Source organism: Burkholderia sp. BCC1999 (genome assembly GCF_905339975.1).
Lineage (GTDB): Bacteria > Pseudomonadota > Gammaproteobacteria > Burkholderiales > Burkholderiaceae > Burkholderia.
Map to the genome: position 1 here is coordinate 175541 of NZ_CAJPHP010000011.1, position 18486 is coordinate 194026.

Here is an 18486-nt window from a genome sequence, read left to right on the forward strand (position 1 = left end):
GACGATGCCCAACGATAACTTTAAAGTCAACTTTAAGGTCAAGCCCTTTTGGAGTACACCATGAAAATCGGCGAACTGGCGAAGGCAAGCGGCCTCGCGGCGTCGCGCATCCGTTTTTACGAAGCGAGCGGCCTGCTCGAACCGGCCCGCCGCCAGGCCAACGGCTATCGGGAATACGGGTCGGAAGCGTTGACGCGGCTCGCGATCATCGACCGCGCGCAGCGCGCGGGCTTCGCGCTCGACGAAATCCGCGCAGTGCTGCCGCCCGATCTCTGCGCGTGGCCGCGCGACGAACTGCTGGTGGCGCTGCGGCACAAGGTCGACGAAATCGCACTGCTCGAACAACGGCTCGTGCAGAACCGGCAGCAGCTGGAGACACTGATCGACGAGATCGAGAACAAGCCCGAAGGCGAGGATTGCGCGGGCGCCGCGCAACGGATGCTCGACCGGCTCTGCGAGCAGGCCAGCCAGCCGCTCGAACCGGCGCCCGTCGTACGGCCGGCACGCAAGCGCGCGTGACGGATTGCACTGCGCCACCCATCGATCAACCCGAGCCGCGGCGAGACGAGCCGATGCAAGCGCATCGGCTTCCGCTGCGCACCCTCATGACCCTTTCCGCATGACGATCCCCCGTATCAGAGGATTTCTCGTCGCCGCGCTGCTGACGTTCGGCATCGGCAATGCCTTCGCCTCGACCTGCGACGACACGCATTCGTCGATCCGTTGCCCGGACACGTCCGCGCTGCCGGACGACATCGTCGCGCAGTTGCCCGCCGGCTACGAAGCGCTGGATGCCGCGTCGGGGCGCCTGACCGACGGCACCCGCAACGGCTATGTCGTCGTCGCGCATCAGCCCGGCGATTCGATGAGCACACCGTCGCTGCGCCCGCTGCTGATCTTCCTGCAGAGCGCGAACGGACGCTACCAACTGGCCGCTCGCAACGACACCGTGATCATGAAAGCCGACGAAGGCGGAATGGGCGATCCGTATCTCGACGGCGTCGCCGAGAACGCGCTCACGGTCGAGCCTCGCACGTTTACCGTCGAGCAGGGCGTATTCGCGGGCCACAACCACTGGCGCGACCGCGTGACGTTTCGCTATGACGTCGCGCACCGCACGTGGGTGTTCCATCGCGAAGTGTTCCGGAACTGGCAATTCAACTACGAGCAGGACGGCGATGCGCTGAAGGCCGACCCGGTACGCGTCACGCGCGCCAATGCGGCCAAGGCCGTTTCGTTCGAAGCGTGGCGGCCGAGCTACTGGTGCGAATCGAGCGAGCGGCACGACAGCGATCCGGCGTGCCGCAACAAGCATTGACGGCGGCGGCCCGGCAGCCATGCGGCGCGGCTGTCGGGATTTGCTTACGTCGCAGGTAATCGACGCGCACCGCCCGCGCCGCGATCATGGCCCCATCGACTCACGAACCGCAACGCCACGGAGCCCGCCATGACCGCCTATGCCATCGCCCACCTGCACGACGTCGACCTGTGCGACGACATCGTCGAATACCTCGAACGCATCGACGGCACGCTCGCGCCGTATGACGGCCATTTCGTGATTCACGGCGCGCGGCCGGAGGTGAGCGAAGGCGTGTGGCGCGGCGACCTGATCGCGATCGCGTTTCCCGATCTCGACACGGCGCGCGCCTGGTACGAATCGGATGCGTACGGGCAGATCCAGCCGCTGCGTGCACGACACGCGAGTGGCCCACTGATCCTGATCGACGGCGTCGACGAACGGCACAAGGCCACCGACATCCTGCGCTGAATCGCGACGCCGGCGCGGCCGGCAGCGCTTACGACGCCTTCCGCTCCATCGGCTCGCCGACGACGAAGCCGCCGCCCTGGAACCGCTGCGCGGGATCGTCGTACTCGGCGGTCGGCGCCGTCACCGGGAACAGCTCGGCGAACTGCTCGGAGCTGTCACGCGGACGGAAGCCGAGGAAGCCGGCCTTCGTGTTGTCCCACCACTTCACCGGATTGTCCGACGCGCCGTAGACGATCGCGTGCCCGACGCGATTCGTCAGCAGCGAGCAACGCACAAGCTCGATGAAGTCGCGATAACTGAGGAACGTGACCAGCATGCGCGGATTCTTCGGCACTTCGAACGACGAGCCGATCCGCAGGCACACCGTCTCGATCCCGAAGCGGTCGAAGTAATAGCGCGACAGCGATTCGCCGAAGCACTTCGTCACGCCGTACAGGCTGTCGGGACGCAACGGCGAATCGGCGTCGAGCACTTCCGTGACCGGATGGAAACCGATCGCATGGTTCGAGCTCGCGAACACGACGCGCTTCACGCCATGCTTGCGCGCGGCTTCGTACAGGTTGTACGTGCCGGTGATGTTCGCGCCGACCAGATCGTCGAACGGCGCGTCGACCGAAATGCCGCCGAGGTGGACGATCGCGTCCACGCCTTCGACGAGCGCCATCACGGCCGGGCGATCGGCCAGGTCGACCACGCGGATTTCTTCATGCGCGGCCGCGTCGTCCAGCGCCGCGATGTCGCTGACGCGCACGACGTCGGCCCAGTCGGCGAGCGCGCCGCGCAACTGGCGGCCGAGGTTGCCGGCCGCGCCCGTCAGCAGCAGGCGCCCGAACGGTTTGCGCGCCGCGGTGGATGAGGCGTTCATCGAATCTCCTTGAATCTGACCAAAATCGGAAAACGTTTTCCAACTATACGCGGTGGCGCGGCCGAACGTCAATGGTCGAACCTGTTCGCAGCCATCCGCACTTTCCCGATATCGGCCAGTGGCCGCGGGCCGGCTTTTTCTGCCACAATCCGGCGTTATCGAACGAAAACGTTACCCTTCCGATGAAAAAAGTTTCCCCGACGATCCGCGACGTGGCCGCGGAAGCCGGCGTGTCGGTCGCGACGGTATCGAAGTACGTGAACGGCACGCAGCGCTTCTCGCCGACCGTCGAGGCGCGGCTCAAGGAGGCCATCGACCGGCTCGGCTACCGTTCGAACCCGCTCGCGCGCTCGATGATCACCGGCCGCACGCGCACGATCGGCCTCGTGATCCTCGATATCAGCAACCCGCACTTCACGAACGTGGTGAAAGGCGCGAACCGCGTCGCGCTGCAGCACGACTACACGCTGCTGCTCGTCGATACGGAAGAGAGCCAGGCGCGCGAACGCTCGCTGATCGAGGCGCTCGCGCAGCGCGTCGACGGGCTGATCGTCAGCACGCGGATGCCCGACGACGAAGCCGGCTGGATGCTCGACCTCAACAAGCCGCTCGTGCTGCTGCGTCGCAGCCCTGGCCTGCCGATTCCGAGCGTCGGCATCGACAACCGGCTGTCGACCTACATGCTCGCGCGTCACCTGCTCAATCTCGGCCATACGCGCATCGCCTATCTCGGCTTCGGCACCGCGCGTGTGAACGACGAGCGGATCCAGGGCGCGCGCGACTGCCTCGCCGAAGCGGGGCTCACGCTCGACGTGCACGACGCGCATGCGCCGACCGCCGAAGCCGGCGAACGCGCGTGCTCGCGCGTGATGCTCGGGCCGCAGCGCCCGCAGGCCGTGATCTGCTACAACGACCTGATCGCGCTCGGCTTCATGAAGGAAGCCGCGTCGCTCGGCTTCCGGCTGCCGCAGGACGTGTCGGTCGCGGGCATCGACAACGTGCCGTACGGCGCATACGCGGCGCCCGCGCTGACGACCGTCGACATCCAGAGCGAGAACATGGGCGAGCTCGCGATGCAGAAGCTGATCGACGCGCTCGCGGGGCGCACCGATGCGAGTTATTCGACGTTCGAGCCGCGCCTGATCATGCGCGCGTCGACGGCATCGGCCGGCTGACCACACGCCCTTCCCGAACGCCAAAAGAAAACGCGCTGCCCTCGGGCGGCGCGTTCGCTTTCCGGGACGCAATCAAGCGTCGAGTTTCGCGGGCTTCATCTTCGGCGTGAGCACGTGCATCACGGCCAGCGCGATCAGGTAGGCCGACGCGCCGATCGCGAACAGCACCCAGTAGTGGCCCGTGCGCTGCAGCACCTGGCCGATCACTTCCGAGAACAGCACGCCGCCGATCGAGCCGGCCATCCCGCCGATGCCGACCACCGACGCGACCGCACGGCGCGGGAACAGGTCGGACGCCGTCGTGAACAGGTTCGCCGACCAGCCCTGGTGCGCGGCGGCGGCGAGGCCGACGATCAGCACCGCGGGCCACAGGCTCTGCACCTGCGACACGAACGCGATCGGCAGCACGCAGCATGCGCAGATCAGCATCGCCGTCTTGCGCGCGCCGTTCACGCTCCAGCCCGCGCGCAGCAGCACCGACGACAGCCAGCCGCCGCCGATGCTGCCGACCGTCGTCAGCGCGTAGATGCAGACGAGCGGCAGGCCGATGTGCTGCATGTCCATCCCGCGCGACTCGTTGAGCCACTTCGGCAGCCAGAACAGATAGAACCACCACACCGGATCCGTCAGGAACTTGCCGATCAGGAACGCCCACGTTTCGCGCTTGCGGATCAGTTCGCCCCAGCGCGGCGCACCGGCGTTCGCATTCGCGGCATCGAGCGCTTCGGCTTCGTCGCGCGGCTCGTCGTACTCCGCGGCGAGCGCACGCGTGTCGGCCTGGCGATAGAGCACGAGCCACACCACGAGCCACACGAGGCCGATCGCGCCGATGATCACGAACGCCGCGCGCCAGCCGTAGGCCACCGCGATCGCCGGGATGATCGCCGGCGCAAACACCGCGCCGATGTTCGCGCCCGAGTTGAAGATGCCGGTGGCCAGCGCGCGTTCGCGGCGCGGAAACCATTCGGCCGTCGTCTTGATCGCGGCCGGGAAGTTGCCGCCCTCGCCGATCCCGAGCAGCGCGCGCACGAACGCGAAGCCCGTCACCGAGCCGACCGCCGCATGGAGCATCGCGGCGATGCTCCACACCAGCATCGCCACCGCGTACGACACGCGCGTGCCGAGCCAGTCGACGATCCGCCCGAAGCCGAGCAGGCCGAGCGCATAGAACGCGGAAAACGCCATCACGATGCGGCCGTACTGCACCTGGCTCCAGCCGATGTCGTGCTGGAGCATCGGCGCGAGCAGGCCGAGGATCTGCCGGTCCATGTAGTTGATCACGGTCGCGAAAAACAGCAGCGCACACACGGTCCAGCGGTAGCGGCTGGCGGCTGCGCGCACGGCGCCGACGACGGCAGATTGCATGAATGTCTCCGATGCGCGGCCGCGCCCGTCGCGCCGCACTGTGTTCGTTGACCGGCGACCGGCGCCGGGGCGATCGGCTCGCGCGCTGTCGCACTGGCCCTTTCACCAATCAATCTGGAAAACGTTTTTCAAAGGATAGGGCGTCTGCCGGCGCCCTGTCATTCGGGGATTTCGATGAGTCATCTCAAATTGGCCGCGGCAAAAGAGACGACTGTTTCGTAGATTGGCATTAACCGTTTTTCCCGGATTTTCCCGACGCGCGCAGCGAGGGTGGCCGCCGAACCACATGTCCGATTCCAGCCAGAATCGATCGCGGGGATGGTTTACAGTCGCGACATGCGCCTCGATCCCGACACCTGCTGTGACGCCCTGCTTTCGCGGAACCGCCGCTCGACGGCGGGTTCTTCGCAGGCGTGGCGACGACGAGCGTGTGTTGCCGCCCCGTCTGCCCGGCGCAGCCGCCGAACGCGCGGAACTTCAGCTTCTACCCGACCGCCGCGGCGCGCGTATGCCGCATTGCATGTGTGGCGCCCTCATGGAGATGTAGCGCGATGACTCCCGCTCACCTGATTCCGAGCCCGCTGGGCGACATCGCCGTGCGCATCGAGGACGATGCGCTGACGGGCCTGTACTTCGTCGGCCAGAAATACTTTCCGGCAGTGGCGATCGTGACCGAAGCGGACGCGCACGCGATGTCGCCGATCGCACGCACGGTCGCGGAAGAAATCGCCGAGTACTTCACCGGCACGCGCGACACGTTCTCGGTGCCGATCCACCTGCGCGGCACGGCGTTTCAGCAACGCGTGTGGAAGGAACTGCTCGCGATTCCGTTCGGCGAACTCGTGTCGTACGGCGACATCACGGAACGCGTCGGGCTGCCGATGAGCGGCGCACGCGCCGTCGGCGGCGCGGTCGGCCGCAATCCGGTATCGATCATCGTGCCGTGCCATCGCGTGGTCGGCGCGTCGGGCAGCCTGACCGGCTATGCGGGCGGCATCGACCGCAAGCGCGCGCTGCTGTCGCTCGAAGGCGCCGAGTTCTCGCGCGGCATCCACCACCCGGTGCAGCAGGCGCTCGCGTTCTGATCGACGGCGTGCGTCACGCGCTCAACACGGGCCGGCGCGCTTCACGCTTCGCATACGCGCCGGGCGTCACGCGGAACTTCGCCTGGAACAGCGCGATGAACGACGACGTCGAGTCGTAGCCCAGTTGCGCGGCCACCGTGCCGATCGGCTCGCCCGCATCGAGCAGCGGCAGCGCCGCGAGCAGCCGCACGGCCTGCCGCCATTCGGTGAACGACAGCCCCGTGTCCTGCCGGAACAGCCGCGACAGCGTGCGCCGCGTCGCACCGACCTGATGGCCCCATTCGTCGAGGCTGCGCGTATCGCCCGGCGCGGCATGCAGCGCACGCGCGATTTTCAGCAGCCGCGGATCGCGCGGCAGCGGCACCGTCAGCGGCGCCGGCTCCATGCGTGCGATCCGGTCGGCGATCAGGCACACCAGCGCGCCGTCCGGCCCCGTCTCGTCGTAATTCACCGGCAACTCGCCCGTCGCGATCACCAGCTCGCGCAGCAGCGGCGTCATGCAGAGGATCGTGCAGTCGTCGTTCACGTCGTCGCGCGCGATCGCCGCGTCGAGATAGAGGCTGTGGAACGCGACGCAATCGCGCGTCGACACCGCATGCGGCACGTGCGGCGGAATCCACATCGCATAGTGCGGCGGCAGCAGTTGCCGGCCCGACGGCGTCGACACCTCGAGCACGCCGCTCGTCGCATACATCAGCTGGGCCCACGGATGACTGTGCGCGTCGACGCTCACGTTGCCGGGGATCCCGAACGCGCGCACGTACAGCGGCCTCGGCAGGCGCGCCATCGGCGGCACCGCGTAAGGGTCAACCGATTGTCCCGCCAGCAACATAAGACGTCCTCCGAAGGTCATTGCACGAACGAGCGCGATGCTACCGTGGCGGCTCTTCTTTCACACGGCTTCCGTTCATGAGCGCTCACACCCGCACCACCCGTAAGACCGTCACCGCGATCCGTTCGACCAAAGGCATCGGCAGCCTCGTGTCGCTGACCGCGTATTCCGCGCCGATGGCGAAGCTCGTCGACGAAGTGGCCGACGTAATCATCGTCGGCGACTCCGTCGGCATGGTGCTGTACGGGATGCCCGATACGTTGCGCGTCACGCTCGACATGATGATTGCACACGGTGCGGCCGTCGTGCGCGGTGCCGCGCAGGCGTGCGTCGTCGTCGACCTGCCGTTCTCGACCTACCAGGAATCGCCCGCGCAGGCCTATCGCTCCGCCGCGCGGCTGCTCGCCGAAACCGGCGCGCAGGCCGTGAAGCTCGAAGGCGGCAGCGAGATGGCCGACACGATCCGCTTCCTGACCGAGCGCGGCATTCCGGTGATGGCGCATGTCGGCCTCATGCCGCAGCAGGCCAACGCGACGGGAGGATTTCGCGCGCAGGGCATGGACCCGCGTTCGGCCGCGCAGGTGTTCGACGCCGCGTGCGCGGCCGAGCGGGCCGGCGCGTTCAGCGTGGTGATCGAAGGCACGGCGGAAGCCCTCGCGCGCCATCTGACCGAAACGCTGACGATCCCGACGATCGGCATCGGCGCGTCGCCGGCATGCGACGGGCAAGTGCTCGTGACCGAGGACATGATCGGCGCGTTCGATGCGTACACGCCGCGCTTCGTGAAGCGCTATGCCGATGCGAATGCGGTGACGCGTGACGCGATCCGCCAGTACGCGCACGACGTGCGGCAGCGCATGTTTCCGGAGCCCGCGCATTGCTTCGGGTACGGCAAGCCGCTGCAACTCGCGGATACAGCCGCGGCTGCGTGATGTTTGATGTGTGATGCGTGGCGAACGACGCGGTCACGTCACGCGCGCTTGCGCATCGCATGCGCGACCCGTGCATTCGCTTCGAATTTCGCGCGATGCGTCGAGAAGAACGTCCGAACGTTGCGGACGTTCGATGCGCCCGTGAACAGGCGCCGCGCGAATTCATCGTATTCGGCGACGTCGGCCAGATCGGCCACCACGACGAAATCGGGCCCCGGCGACACGCGGTAGCACTGCGTGACGGCCGGCTCCGCGCAGACGTACGTTTCGAACGCATCGTAGTCTTCGGCCGTCTGGCGATCGAGGCTGATCTCGATCAGCGCGGTGACGGCCGTGCCGATCGCGACAGGGTCGAGCACCGCGACCTGCCGACGAATCACGCCGGCTTCCGTCAGCCGCCGCACGCGGCGCATGCAGGTGGGCGGCGACGACAGCGCGCGCTCGGCCAGTTGCAGGTTCGACACCGACGCGTCGTCCTGCAGGATCGCGAGGATGCGCAGGTCGAGATCGTCGAGGGTGATGCCGGCCATCGGCGGCTCCTTCCGGTCATGAAATGAAATTTAATTTCAACATGATAGATGATCTACCATTCATTTCACTTCTTCTTATTTTTTGAAATTTAATTCCATTTCACTGATTCTACTATCGCTCTCACTGGTCCAGACGGGACATTTACGGAGCGCGATATGTGTGGAATTGTCGGGGCGGTCGCCCAGCGGGACATCCTGCCGAACCTGGTCGACGGCCTGAAGCGGCTCGAATACCGCGGCTACGATTCGTGCGGCGTCGTGGTCTACCGCGACCGTGCGCTGGCGCGCGCCCGCAGCGTCGATCGGGTAGCCAACCTGCAGCGCGAGATCGCCGAACATGTGTTGTCGGGTTACACGGGCATCGCGCATACGCGCTGGGCCACGCACGGTGCACCCGTTACGCTCAACGCACATCCGCACTTCTCGCCGAGTGACGCCAATGCACGCATCGCGCTGTCACATAACGGGATCATCGAGAACTGCGATCAGCTGCGTGCGGAGCTGCAGGCACATGGCTATGTGTTCGCCAGCCAGACCGACAGCGAAGCGATCGCGCATCTGATCGACCACCTGTACGACGGCGATCTGTTCGACGCGGTCCGGCGCGCGGTTGCGCGACTGCGCGGCAGCTATGCGATCGCGGTGATGTGCCGCGACGAGCCGCACCGGATCGTCGGTGCGCGCGACGGGATGCCACTCGTCGTCGGTGTCGGCGAAGGCGAGAATTTCCTGGCGTCCGATGCGATCGCGCTGTCGGGCATCACCGATCGCATTGCGTATCTGGAGAACGGCGATGTCGCCGACATTCAACTGCATCGCTACTGGATCGTCGATGCGAACGGCCAGCGCGTCGAGCGCGCGGTGCAACGCGTCGCCGCGCATAGCGGCGCGGCCGATCTCGGGTCGTACCGCTACTACATGCAGAAAGAGATCTTCGAGCAGCCGCAGGCCGTGGCCGATACGCTGCTCGATGTTTCGTCGATCATGCCCGAACTGTTCGGCGACGGCGCGTGGCGCGTGTTCAACGACGTCGATTCGGTGCTGCTGCTCGCGTGCGGCGGCAGTTATCACGCGGCCTTGACCGCGAAGTACTGGATCGAGAGCATCGCGAAGCTGCCCGCGAGCGTGGAAATTGCCAGCGAGTTTCGTTATCGCGACAGCGTGCCGAATCCGCGCACGCTGGTTGTCGCGGTGTCGCAGAGCGGTGAAACGGCCGATGTGCTCGGGGCCGTGCATGTCGCGAAGAAAAGCGGGATGACGCATACGCTCGCGATCTGCAACGTCGCGACGAGTGCGCTGATGCGTGAATGTGCGCTGCAGTTCGTCACGCGTGCGGGGATCGAGATCGGGGTGGCTTCGACGAAAGCGTTCACGACGCAGCTTGTGGCGTTGTTCCTGCTGACGTTGTCACTCGCGCAAGTGCGCGGGCGCTTGAGCGACGACGAGGAGAAGGCGCATCTGCGCGCGCTGCGGCACCTGCCCGATGCGATGTCGAAAGTGCTCGCGCTGGAACCGCAGATCATGGCGTGGTCGGAATTGCTCGCGCGACGCGACAACATGCTGTTTCTCGGGCGTGGAATGCATTATCCGATCGCGCTCGAAGGCGCGCTGAAGATGAAGGAGATTTCCTATATTCACGCGGAGGCTTATCCGGCCGGCGAGCTGAAGCATGGGCCGTTGGCGCTCGTCAGCAACGAGATGCCGGTGATCGCGGTTGCGCCGAACGACATGCTGCTCGAAAAGCTGCGGTCGAACATGCATGAGGTCAGCGCGCGGAATGGCCGGCTGTTCGTGTTCGCGGATGTGGACTGTGGGCTCGTGCCGAGTGAGGGGATCGAGGTGATTCGGCTCAACGAGTACTACGGGCCGCTGTCGCCGATTCTGCATACGGTGCCGATGCAGTTGCTGGCGTATCACGCGGCGTTGGCGCGGGGGACGGATATTGATAAGCCGAGGAATCTGGCGAAGTCGGTGACGGTGGAGTGAGGGGCGGCGTTTTCAGCCGGTATTGCTGATGTCAATTAGTTTCGTTTACGCCGGTCACAAAAATTTCGTTTACGAGGGATGTCGGGAACTCGCGACCCTTGCAGCACTAAGCGTATAGAAAATTAATTGATGAGACGCGTCGAAGGGGGCCGAGCAACCTGCGATTTGCGACGGCGCCTTAGATTTTTCGCAAAGCGCAAGCTTCCGCACTGTCGCTTCCTGAAACCGCCATTTGAAGGTCGCGGCCAACTTACCACCAGTTGTTCTGGCGAAAATGAAAGCGTCTCGTGGTTCCAAGTAGAAGCGTCCCGAAAGCGGGTCCCTTTTGCCGAAGGGCCGGCCCCGTAATCCGCGGGACACTATTACAGACCACTGAGAATTCCTAGAAAGGACGTGTCAAGCACCGCCACGCTCGGGGCTTATGCCCCACCGTTCGCTCGGTAGCTCGGCCAAAAGCCATAACATCCACTTGTTATGTATGCGGTTCGCCGGCGCCTTGAACGCCCGCGCAAGCAAGGGGATGTCGTCGCGCGGTCCCGCGCGTAGGATTTCGGCTGCCTGCACCGTAGAAACAGACAGAATTGCTGCCGTCTTTGGTTTCGCCATCCGCCAGTCAGCATCTCGTTGTTCCGCTGACGAATGCTGAACTTCAAGGATTGGTGTACAACAGAGAAAGCTACAGTTGGACTGCATGAGTTGCGTGTGGTTACCGTCAATTCCGCAAAGATAAATATCGGAATTGCCGCGACTGCTGAAGTCGTTCCATCTCATTACGCGTCAGAGGAGCGTATTGCTCGAATTTTGGCGCGGTTGATGCGCGGGCTTACGCCTCGCTCCAGAGCATACGGAAAGCGCATCAGCAGCAACTGCTTGAGTTCGCGGTAAAAAATCGCAGCTCACAGGAGTTGATGAACCTGTTTTCGCACGTAATGAAGCGCGCAAGAGAAGAAAATCCGGGGCCAAAGAACGTCGGTGAGGCCTGAATGGATACAACGCAACCGTGCCTTCAAAGACCATTTGCCCTCGGCTTCAGCCGAGGAGGACGCGTCGACGGCCGAGATGGACTCGCGAATAGTCGGGTACAAATTGGGCTACATCGTCGGCCATAGTTTCGGCGAAACAGTGAGGCAAGCTACTGGGGTTGAAGGAAAACGGTGCCGGAACGCCTGCAAGCACTGGTCCAAGACGCTGGGACAGAATCTCCTTCTGAGGCCGCGTGCTAGGACATATCTCGCGTAAGGAGAACTGTTGAACACTGCGCCTCCATCGCATTCCCTACGCATTGCAAAATGCATGCCTTCGGTTTGGCAGTGAAACAACATCATAAGCCCTTGTTTTTCCGGCCGAAATGGCTACGTAAGCGCAACTTCGCGGCTCGTAAACGGAATTAATCGATATCAGCAGTATGGCACCGCCACAAATGCCCCGTCCAACAGCCGCTCTCCGCTTCAATTCCGGAAACGGCTCAACCCGCCCGCACGAAATGATGCTCCACCCTCGTGCGGAGCACGCCATCAAGCGAAGCAAGCCGTTCGCGCAACCGCACCGCCTGCCCTTCCGTCATTTCACCGAGCACGATCTTTTGCTCGAGAACGTCGCCACAGCGGGTGATGGCCCACCGATCGACCGTGGCCGTTTCGCCTTCGAGCACAGCAGCCGCGGTCGAGACGATGCCCGGATTCCGTCTCGATACGAGATGAACCGTGTGCGTCAACGTGAAACCGGGAAGGAACTGCGACCAGTCTTCACAGACGGTCGGGCGGGAAGCGGAGGAAACTTGGCTCATGGTTGCTCCGGATGATTGGTGATCGAACCGGTGCCAGCCATGCTGTTCCCGTTTCGTTGCCGTGAATCGGCCGCATCGCCTCAAAGGCGTCCACCTTGCCCGGGAGGGCAGGTTGGCGTCGGAAAATCCGACTCTGGATGCTTGATTTCTTACGTTCGACATTCCGAACGTGCGTTCATTATACTGAAAAACGGGCGTCGGGCAAGAAGCTGCGGGAAAGCGGCGCTTCGGGCGGAGATGCCCCCGATCCGGCCCTCATCTGCGACTCGACAGCAAGCGCTGTAGCAGTCGCACCGAACCTGTCCGCGCTTTCATGGGCGAGGCGGTTGAACAACAGGCTAACCACGCGCCTGCATCAACCGCTCCCCGAAACCCGCTACTTCGACAAACCCAGCTTCTTCGACACCACGACGCCGCTTGACGGACTCACCAGCCGGATGTCATGGAGGTCCATGTGCAACGTGGATATCTTCGTCGTAATGTCCGTCGGCTCCTCGATACTCGGATCGGCATGTTCGGTTTGTTCGGTCAGGTAAGGCCGAACCAGGCGCCCCGAAAAAACGAGCGCGAAGTTGCCCTGCGTTTTGGCGTACTCGGCGGGCGAAAGCCGCATGCGGCTACGAACCGTGGTCTTTTTGCCTTGCCCGGACTCGAGTTCGATGATCTCGACGTGCTGGATGTACCCTTTCGCCTTCGCTTCGGGTGCAATCACGAGCCCGCGCCCTCGCGGCCCCGTCGTGACCTTGCTGAGCAGGATGCCCGTGCGATCTTCGCGCTCCCCATCGAACAGGTCGACATCCAGCGTCAGAAGGTGCCGCCGTGACCGGTACCTCACGCCGTACCGCACCGGCACCACGAACGTCACGTCACGATCCAGATCGACGGCCGCCAGGTCGGGGTTCGGGACATGCCGGTCGGCCGCGTCGGAGACCAGGCCGCGAACCCGGTCGCGCAACGAAGGCGCGAGCGTGCTGACGTGCAGCTTCTTCAACGCATCCCGGATCGCAACCGGATCGTCGCCGACAATCGGTCGCGCCGGTGACGTGTCGTGATTGACAGCCGACGCGATGCGCGTCGTGCCGTCGGCAGCCTCCGCCTCTGCATGCGCCGCGACTGTCGCCAGCATCGTCGTCAGGGCGACGATGCACGCGAAGCTCGAGCGAACCAATTTGGATTTCCGGTGAAACACGACGAACTCCTGAAGTGCTTGCAGATCGATTAACGACGAGCACTATAGAGTGGAATGCTCGGCGGCGCACCCGCCGCTCGAAATTCACCGATGGCCACGCGCCCCACATCCTAGGATCATCGTCGGCAAGGCAGCAGGTCAATGGGTACACTCCCGTGTTGCCCGGAAGACGACAACCGGCGGGAAGCCAGCGGCGGCGCCCATCAGGAATCCGCAACCGCATCCCCGCCCGTCCTCCTGACGATACGCGGCCGGCGCATTCGAGCCTCGTCTCGAATGCGCTCGACGCCCCCCCCGAAGATCCCCGTCTGCCGCCGATCGAACACCCCATTCACGCACGGATACGGCAGTGTGCGCCGCACATGAGGCGGCCGCAGCGCTCAGGAAGTCCGTTGGCAGGCTGACCTTGACATCAGATCCGCCCGCCGCCCGCCTCAAAACACCGTATGCAACCCGACCCGCGCCACGGCCTGACTCGCCGAACTCGATGCGCCATTCGGATCCAGCACGCCGTTCACCTGCGCGTTCGCGCCGCTGTTTGCCCGCTGATAATCGGCCGACACGTACACCATCGTCCGCTTCGACAACAGGTACTGAAGCGCCACGCTGACCTGATGCGCGTGGTTGTCGTTCACCGCTTCATTCCCCTTCATGTACATGTACTTCGCGCCGAGGACGACATCCGGCCTGATCCGCCACAGGCCGCCGGCTTCGGCCATCCACACAGCGGCATCGTTGAACGAATTCCGCACGGTGGTCATCAGTGCAGTCGCCTTCACGACACCGAAGTCGTAGTGCATGCCGACGCCCCAGTTGCGCACGCTGGTCGACTGCACGCCCGGCGCCGGGCCGTACTTCTCGTTCGTGTAGGCCGCGCCCACGCCGAAAGCCCCCATTTCGTAGTTCACCCCGGCACTGACGGCGTTGTCCGCGCCGACCGAGCCGGCCACCCCGCCGAACGCGTACATCACGCCGCCGGAAAAACCCGAGACCGTCGGCGACGTGTACTTGACCGAATTCGCGATCGGCTTGCTGCCTGCGGTGCGGTCCCAGTCGAACGCACCGGTCGGGTTGTCGGGGAGCGCGAGCCGCTGGAACGGGCCGTTCCGGAAACCGTACAGTCCCGAGATGTCCCTTCCGATCGCATTCCCCTTGTTGAAGAGCGCATCGACCATGAAGTCGTATTGATTGCCCAGCGTGATGCTGCCGAACCGGTCGCTGTCGATGCCTACGTAGGCGTTGCGCCCGAAAATCCCGGTTCCGATGATGCTGCCATTCGCCATGGAGAACTGGTTCACGAGCGCGAATGTCGCGTGGTACCCGCCGCCGAGATCTTCGGTGCCACGAAAGCCGAAGAGGTTGGGCGCGTAGATTCCGTCGTCGAACTTGACGTTCTTTCCGCCGCCCTCGTTGCTGACGTACGAGATGCCGGAGTCGATCAGACCGAACATCGTCACACTGCTCTGTGCCCATGCGCCTTGCGCGACGGCAAGAACCGCCACTGCTCCAAACCTGAGTTTCATGTTGTCTCCGTCTTTTTTATGGAAATACGAGTCCGTCACCGCGCCGGATGGCGGGTGATCGCTCATTGCTTCTTGGGGAATCGCCTTGATTCAGGCAGTTACATCAACACCGTGAATATGATTAGCTTTACTTACTTATAAAAACGAAATTCCTGACGCGAACCCGAGAATCAATCGCCTCTTGAAATGACCCACGCAGCGGAATCCACTTCAACCGCCACGGCTTCCAGTCCAGCCCCCGTGCACGGTCCGTCGATGCAAACCCCATCGTCGAAGCGAAACAGCGCGCTGTGATGCGCGCACATCAGCACCTGCGACCGATAGCAGGAAACATTGCCCGGCACGAAATCGAGCGGCACGGAGAAATGCGGGCAACGATTCACATACGCCCATACCTGCTCACCCCGCCGCACCACGATGACGGGACGCCCGATGCAGGCTTCATCGACGACCCGCGCGCCGCCGTCGGGCACCTCGGACACGCGGCAGAGTTGTCTCGCTTCCATCGCTCACACCCTCTGCTCGGGGTTGCCGAGGCTCCAGTCCCACGGACGCACTTCCACGCGCGAGAAGAGCCCTTCCTTCACATACGGGTCGTTCCCGACGAACTGCATCACCGCCTGGATGTCGTCGGCCTCGACGACGAGCAGCGTGCCGTTCATCGCGTCGCCTTGCGGGTCGAGCGTCGGCCCACCGAGCCGCACCACCACGCCGTGCTCGGCAGCCGAACGCAGATAGGTCCGGTGAATCGGCCGCATGCGGTCGCGCACGTGGCGCATACCGGGCTGGTCCGTCGCAAATACCGCGAAAAATCGAGCCATGACGATCAGCTCCGGTCGATGGGGTCATTCATCACGTCTTTCTCCGTTGGCGCATCGGGCCGCTCAATGCGGCGCGCGCCCTTCCCATGCATCCTGAAGCAGCGCACGAATCGCTGCGCGCTCGATCGGCCGCGGATTCGCATACGGGTTCTTGCACGCAAGATCGGCTGCTTCGTCGAGGCCTGCCTCCGGCATCCCGATGTCTGCTAGTGCCGGCGCGATACCGAGCTGCTCGTTCAGCCTGAAAAGCAGCGGGCCGGCGTCGGCCGCGTCGTTCCCACCCAGCGCCAGCGCGACGCGGCGCAGCGCATCGGGCGCCGCGGCATGGTTGTAGTGCGCGGTATGCGGCAACATCGCCGCGTGCGTCTGCGCGTGCGGCAGATTGAACGTGCCGCCGAGCGTGTGACAAAGCTTGTGGTGCAACGCCATGCCGACCGCACCGAGGCAAGTGCCGGCAAGCCACGCGCCGTACAACGCGCGACTGCGCATCGTGCGATCTTCCGGATCGCGCACCACCACGGGCAACGCTTCGCCCAGCGCGCGAATCGATTCTTCGGCCATCAAGCTGATCACCGGGTTCGCGTCTTCCGCGTAGAGCGCCTCGACCGCGTGCGCCATCGCATTGACGCCCGACGCCGCCGAAATGCCCGGCGGCAGCGACAACGTCAGCGACGGGTCGTACAGCACGGTACGCGGCAGCACGCGCACGTCGCGCCCGGTGCGCTTCAGCCGGCCTTCCGTGAGCCCGTAGATCGGCGTCATCTCCGAGCCCGCGTACGTCGTCGGCACGGCCAGGATCGGCAGCGACGATTCGAGCGCAATGGCCTTGCCAAGCCCGATCGTCGACCCGCCGCCGATCGCGATGCAACAGTCCGCGCCCAGCTCCGCGGCCATCTCTCGCGCCGCGTGTGCGACTTCGAGCGGCACGTGCATGACGGCCTGCGCACACACGCCGGCCGCGCGCTCGCCGAGTACTGCCTTCACTCGGTCGGCCAGATGCCGCTGCTCGGGCGTCGACAGAATGAGCGCGCGGCTGGCGCCGAGCGTCGACAGCTCGTCCGGCAGCCTGTCGAGCGCGCCCCATTCGAACACCACGCGGGAAGGCGTGCCTTGATAGACGAAGCGCTCCATGAAAGCCTCAGCGCTTGAAGTGCGGCGGCACGTTGCCGTCGACGTTGACCCACACCGAGCGCGCCTCCGTGTAGTCGTGCATGGCCTCGAAACCCATCTCGCGGCCATAGCCCGACTTGCCGACGCCGCCGAACGGGCTGCCCGGATTGACGCGCTTGTAGCAGTTGATCCAGCACATGCCTGCATTGATCTGCGATGCCATCTTGTGTGCACGCGACAGATTCTGGGTCCAGAGGCCGCTGCCGAGCCCGTATTCCGTTGCGTTGGCGATGGCAAGCGCTTCTTCGTCGCTGCCGAAACGCAGCACCGTGACGAACGGGCCGAACACTTCCTCCTGCGCGACGCGGTCGCTCGCGCTCTTTGCCTCGATGATCGTCGGGCGCACGTAGTAACCATTGGCGAGCGCCGGATCCTGCGGTGCGCTGCCGCCCGTCAGCACGCGGCCACCCTGCTCGCGCGCGACGTCGACATACGACAGCACGCGATCGAGGTGCTGCTTCGACGTCAGCGGGCCCATTTCGGTATTCGGATCGAGCGGATTGCCGATCCGGATCGACGACGCGAGCGCGACGAATCGCTCGAGGAACGCGTCCGCGATCCGTTCATGCAGCACGAGGCGCGAACCCGCGATGCACGCCTGCCCCTGGTTGTGAAAGATCGCCCAGGCGGCCCCGTTGATCGCCGCGTCGAGGTTGGCATCGTCGAACACGATGTTCGCACCCTTGCCGCCCAACTCCAGCTGAACGCGCTTCAGGTTGCCCTGCGACGCCTCGACGATCCGCCGGCCGGTGGCCGTCGACCCCGTGAACGCGATCTTGCCGACGCCCGGATGTTCGGCGAGCCGCTGGCCGGCCGTATGGCCGTAACCGGGGACGATATTGACGACGCCCGCGGGAAACCCGACTTCGGCCATCAGCTCGACGATGCGCAACGTCGACAGCGGCGTGATTTCCGACGGCTTGAGCACCACCGTGTTGCCGGCGGCCAGCGCCGGGCCCATCTTCCAGCTCGTGAACATCAGCGGGAAATTCCACGGCACGATCTGGCCGACCACGCCGATCGGCGCGCGCTGCACGTAGTTCAGGAAGCCGGTCTCGACCGGAATCACCGAGCCTTGCAGCTTGTCGGCCATGCCGCCGAAATAGCGGAAGCAGGCCGCCGTGCGCGGCACGTCGAGCGAACGCGAATCGCGAATCGGGTGGCCGGTGTCCAGCGATTCGAGCTGCGCCAGCTCCTCCGCGTTGGCTTCGATCGCGTCGGCCAGGCGCAGCAGCAGACGGCCGCGTTCGGCCGCCGGCAGCGCCGACCATTTGGGAAACGCGCGCGTCGCGGCGTCGACGGCCAGATCGACGTCCGCCGCGGTGGCTGCCGCGATCTTCGCGATGACGGAGCCGTCGTGCGGGTTCAGCACGTCGATCGTGCCGCGGTCGACGGCGTCAACGAAGCGCCCGTCGATGAAGAGTTGGGTTTGCATGAATCGTCCTCGGTGTATGGCTGA

18 protein-coding genes, 1 pseudogene and 1 riboswitch are annotated in these 18486 nt (G+C 64.7%); of the genes and pseudogenes, 8 read left to right on the plus strand and 11 right to left on the minus strand.

Annotation, left to right across the window (positions count from 1 at the left end):
- Positions 1-60: 60 nt before the first annotated feature.
- The 3 genes from U5809_RS18090 (at position 61) to U5809_RS18100 (ending at position 1768) form a co-directional block, all read left to right on the plus strand.
- A complete protein-coding gene (locus U5809_RS18090; protein ID WP_322087555.1) occupies positions 61-519 on the plus strand; it encodes a MerR family transcriptional regulator in 459 nt (152 codons plus the stop codon).
- 100 nt (positions 520-619) lie between these two features.
- A complete protein-coding gene (locus U5809_RS18095; protein WP_322087556.1) occupies positions 620-1318 on the plus strand; it encodes a hypothetical protein in 699 nt (232 codons plus the stop codon).
- Between the two features lie 129 nt (positions 1319-1447).
- A complete protein-coding gene (locus U5809_RS18100) occupies positions 1448-1768 on the plus strand; it encodes a DUF1330 domain-containing protein (RefSeq protein WP_322087557.1) in 321 nt (106 codons plus the stop codon).
- Between the two features lie 28 nt (positions 1769-1796).
- Here U5809_RS18100 and U5809_RS18105 read toward each other — a convergent pair whose 3' ends face one another.
- Positions 1797-2633 (minus strand): NAD-dependent epimerase/dehydratase family protein, encoded by an 837-nt coding sequence (locus U5809_RS18105; protein ID WP_176051716.1) that lies wholly within the window; start codon positions 2631-2633, stop codon positions 1797-1799.
- A gap of 71 nt (positions 2634-2704) precedes the next feature.
- Here U5809_RS18105 and U5809_RS18110 point away from each other — a divergent pair, with 71 nt between their 5' ends.
- Positions 2705-3808, plus strand: a complete 1104-nt coding sequence (locus U5809_RS18110; RefSeq protein WP_282507814.1) for a LacI family DNA-binding transcriptional regulator — start codon at positions 2705-2707, stop codon at positions 3806-3808.
- A gap of 72 nt (positions 3809-3880) precedes the next feature.
- Here the strand turns inward: U5809_RS18110 and U5809_RS18115 are convergent, their stop codons facing one another.
- Positions 3881-5173 (minus strand): MFS transporter, encoded by a 1293-nt coding sequence (locus U5809_RS18115; protein WP_282507815.1) that lies wholly within the window; start codon positions 5171-5173, stop codon positions 3881-3883.
- Positions 5174-5491: 318 nt separating this feature from the next.
- On the opposite strand from U5809_RS18115, the pseudogene U5809_RS18120 reads away from it, so the two are divergent.
- Positions 5492-5676 (plus strand): annotated as a pseudogene (locus U5809_RS18120) (Ada metal-binding domain-containing protein); the annotation flags it as partial.
- Between the two features lie 48 nt (positions 5677-5724).
- Positions 5725-6258 carry a methylated-DNA--[protein]-cysteine S-methyltransferase gene (locus U5809_RS18125; RefSeq protein ID WP_322087628.1) on the plus strand — a complete coding sequence of 178 codons (534 nt, stop codon included), beginning with the start codon at positions 5725-5727 and terminating at the stop codon, positions 6256-6258.
- Positions 6259-6271: 13 nt separating this feature from the next.
- Here the strand turns inward: U5809_RS18125 and U5809_RS18130 are convergent, their stop codons facing one another.
- On the minus strand, positions 6272-7090 hold the full coding sequence (locus U5809_RS18130) for a helix-turn-helix transcriptional regulator (RefSeq protein WP_322087558.1): 819 nt from the start codon (positions 7088-7090) through the stop codon (positions 6272-6274).
- A gap of 77 nt (positions 7091-7167) precedes the next feature.
- Here U5809_RS18130 and panB point away from each other — a divergent pair, with 77 nt between their 5' ends.
- Positions 7168-8022 (plus strand): 3-methyl-2-oxobutanoate hydroxymethyltransferase, encoded by an 855-nt coding sequence (gene panB / locus U5809_RS18135; protein ID WP_322087559.1) that lies wholly within the window; start codon positions 7168-7170, stop codon positions 8020-8022.
- Positions 8023-8060: 38 nt separating this feature from the next.
- Here the strand turns inward: panB and U5809_RS18140 are convergent, their stop codons facing one another.
- Positions 8061-8552, minus strand: coding sequence for an Lrp/AsnC family transcriptional regulator (locus U5809_RS18140; protein ID WP_322087560.1), 492 nt, complete (start codon positions 8550-8552; stop codon positions 8061-8063).
- Positions 8553-8708: 156 nt separating this feature from the next.
- On the opposite strand from U5809_RS18140, the gene glmS reads away from it, so the two are divergent.
- Positions 8709-10538: a glutamine--fructose-6-phosphate transaminase (isomerizing) gene (gene glmS, locus U5809_RS18145; protein ID WP_322087561.1), complete on the plus strand. Its 1830-nt coding sequence runs from the start codon at positions 8709-8711 to the stop codon at positions 10536-10538.
- A 1465-nt stretch (positions 10539-12003) separates the two neighbouring features.
- Here the strand turns inward: glmS and U5809_RS18150 are convergent.
- The 7 genes from U5809_RS18150 to U5809_RS18180 all read right to left on the minus strand — a co-directional run bounded on the left by U5809_RS18150 (position 12004) and on the right by U5809_RS18180 (position 18462).
- The gene (locus U5809_RS18150) at positions 12004-12324 is read right to left on the minus strand and encodes a hypothetical protein (RefSeq protein ID WP_322087562.1); all 321 of its coding nucleotides are present in this window, start codon (positions 12322-12324) and stop codon (positions 12004-12006) included.
- A gap of 42 nt (positions 12325-12366) precedes the next feature.
- Positions 12367-12470: riboswitch (SAM-I-IV-variant riboswitch) on the minus strand.
- Positions 12471-12700: 230 nt separating this feature from the next.
- Positions 12701-13513, minus strand: coding sequence for a hypothetical protein (locus tag U5809_RS18155; protein ID WP_322087563.1), 813 nt, complete (start codon positions 13511-13513; stop codon positions 12701-12703).
- A gap of 434 nt (positions 13514-13947) precedes the next feature.
- Positions 13948-15036, minus strand: a complete 1089-nt coding sequence (locus tag U5809_RS18160; RefSeq protein WP_322087629.1) for a porin — start codon at positions 15034-15036, stop codon at positions 13948-13950.
- Between the two features lie 170 nt (positions 15037-15206).
- Complete coding sequence (locus U5809_RS18165; RefSeq protein WP_322087564.1) at positions 15207-15542, minus strand: Rieske (2Fe-2S) protein; 336 nt, start codon at positions 15540-15542, stop codon at positions 15207-15209.
- A gap of 3 nt (positions 15543-15545) precedes the next feature.
- A complete protein-coding gene (locus U5809_RS18170; protein WP_176051705.1) occupies positions 15546-15857 on the minus strand; it encodes a YciI family protein in 312 nt (103 codons plus the stop codon).
- Positions 15858-15920: 63 nt separating this feature from the next.
- The gene (locus tag U5809_RS18175) at positions 15921-16988 is read right to left on the minus strand and encodes a maleylacetate reductase (RefSeq protein WP_322087565.1); all 1068 of its coding nucleotides are present in this window, start codon (positions 16986-16988) and stop codon (positions 15921-15923) included.
- A 7-nt stretch (positions 16989-16995) separates the two neighbouring features.
- Entirely contained in the window at positions 16996-18462 is a 1467-nt protein-coding gene (locus U5809_RS18180; protein ID WP_322087566.1) for an aldehyde dehydrogenase family protein, read from the minus strand.
- Positions 18463-18486: the final 24 nt, after the last annotated feature.